General features: G+C 38.4%; 4 protein-coding genes. 2 read left to right on the top strand and 2 right to left on the bottom strand.

The features are described from left to right. Both ACFPBZ_RS29365 and ACFPBZ_RS29360 read left to right on the top strand, forming a co-directional pair. Positions 1 to 180 (top strand): hypothetical protein (locus ACFPBZ_RS29365; protein ID WP_050565233.1); only part of this gene is annotated, 180 nt, incomplete at its 5' end. After that, complete coding sequence (locus ACFPBZ_RS29360) at positions 181 to 438, top strand: hypothetical protein (protein ID WP_002377879.1); 258 nt, start codon at positions 181 to 183, stop codon at positions 436 to 438. A gap of 135 nt (positions 439 to 573) precedes the next feature. Here the strand turns inward: ACFPBZ_RS29360 and ACFPBZ_RS29355 are convergent, their stop codons facing one another. Beyond that, complete coding sequence (locus tag ACFPBZ_RS29355) at positions 574 to 1,176, bottom strand: replication protein (RefSeq protein ID WP_010729575.1); 603 nt, start codon at positions 1,174 to 1,176, stop codon at positions 574 to 576. A 66-nt stretch (positions 1,177 to 1,242) separates the two neighbouring features. Next, positions 1,243 to 1,398 carry a ribbon-helix-helix domain-containing protein gene (locus ACFPBZ_RS29350; RefSeq protein ID WP_002299939.1) on the bottom strand — a complete coding sequence of 52 codons (156 nt, stop codon included), beginning with the start codon at positions 1,396 to 1,398 and terminating at the stop codon, positions 1,243 to 1,245. Positions 1,399 to 1,830: the final 432 nt, after the last annotated feature.

The raw sequence follows: 1,830 nt of genomic DNA, 5'->3' as shown, positions 1-1,830 counted from the left end.
ATGACGACCAGCGAACTTGCACAAGAACTTGATTACAACCAAGCTTACGTTTTGCGCTTAGCGAAAGAACATCTGACTGAAGGAAAAGAATATCGCTCTGCCGGTAGAAGAAACTATCTTTTCAGCCCAGAAGCCCTTAAAAAACTAGAAAAAGTCATAACCACCAAAGAAGGTGAGTAAATGCCTAAAGAAACAACTATCAACGTTGAACAACTAGAAAAATTGCTAGAATCATATTCCAATGATTTTATCGAATTGACCGGCGGAAAAGTCGAAGAAACCACCGACCTCTTTGACCTACTTCTCACAAATATTCTGGAATTAAACTCTGAAGAACAAAAAGAGCATAAGGGAAAACTGATAGCACCTTCCTACAGGAAGGCGGCTAAGTCGGCTGTGCCAACTGGTTTTCTTACAAAACAACCTTATATTTTTTGATATCACAAAAAAATCCATTTTGGACCTATTTTCGGTCATAATATAGTACCTACTTTTGGTCATAGTTTCGTCCGTAGTTTTGGTCATAGTGACTAAGACTTTCACGCACAAAAAAAGAGCTGAAATTAACAGCTCTTATCCTTTATTTATTTTTGAATTTACACTTCCACCATGACGATTCGATTTTATATATTGCCCGATAATATAAGCTGAATTATCACAAAGAAGCGGAAACCAATCATCAAATCTTTCTGACATTGCATAGTCAATTAAATCTTTGATTTCAGTGATATTCTTAGAATCAACAAACGACATCATCTCTCTAATCAACTCATATCGTTCTGCACTCGTTACTGACAAATAACTAGCAATTTCTGCACCACCATGAGCGATAATATCACTTTTAGCATATTGAAATTTTTCTGGATTATCCATATGAGCAAAATATCGCACCATACCTTTTGCATTAGCACATTTTTGCGGGTTTGGAGACCGAATCTTTTGAGTTATCTCACGTATTTGATCATACGTCTTTTTACCGCTAAACATTATCAAAACATGCCAATGAGGCTTTTTCAATTCACCGTCAGGATTCACATCTTTATCATGAAGTGGACTCTCAACCCAAGGAACATGTAACTCATCTAAAAACTCCCTCCAATTTTCAGGAGCCGATTCAGGATAGACTACAAACGTCCAATTCCTTGTGCGTTCATCTTTAGTTTTTCTACTCGTCATGCTATAATCACCTTAATTGAACAACAGTCTAACAGCAAAAGCAGTGCGCCAACACTAATGCTTTTGCTATTTTTTTTGCTCATTTTCCTTTCCGTTAGCATTAACCCAAATTGTAATAAGACCAGACTTACTAAGACCCATTTGTTTCGCAATTTTATCAAGATTATCTGCCACTTCCTTAGTAAGCGTTACAACGACTCTCTTTTTTTCATTACTGATCATAATTCGTATCCTCCAACGACTTTTTCTTAAAAACCATAGTAACAAAAAAGTAACTAAGGTGCAACAGTTTAGATACTAATTAGCGAATAATAGGCCTTAAACCCTTGGCATTACTGATTTTGTCAAAAAAAAACGCTGAAACCCTTGGGAGAGTAAGGCTAAACAGCTATCGACCAATGACCAATGACCAATAAGGGGGGTGTCGTAGTCCCCCCCTCCTCCGCCCAATTCATAAACACCAAAACCAAAAAACAAACCTCAGGGCTCCGCCCCGAACCCCGACCTCCTTCTACCGAAATATATGCAGGCGCCACGCTTACTATTTCGTTCAGCTATCGGCTTTTGCAATCTAACACGACCGTTTCGCTACCAGTCGCCTTACAGGCTCCATTCTCGCTTCTCTTACGTGTTTTAACGATTGCGCCGATAACT

It is taken from the genome of Actinomycetospora atypica, assembly GCF_042653685.1.
Classification (GTDB): domain Bacteria; phylum Actinomycetota; class Actinomycetes; order Mycobacteriales; family Pseudonocardiaceae; genus Actinomycetospora; species Actinomycetospora atypica.
This window is presented reverse-complemented; position numbering and strand designations above follow the sequence as displayed.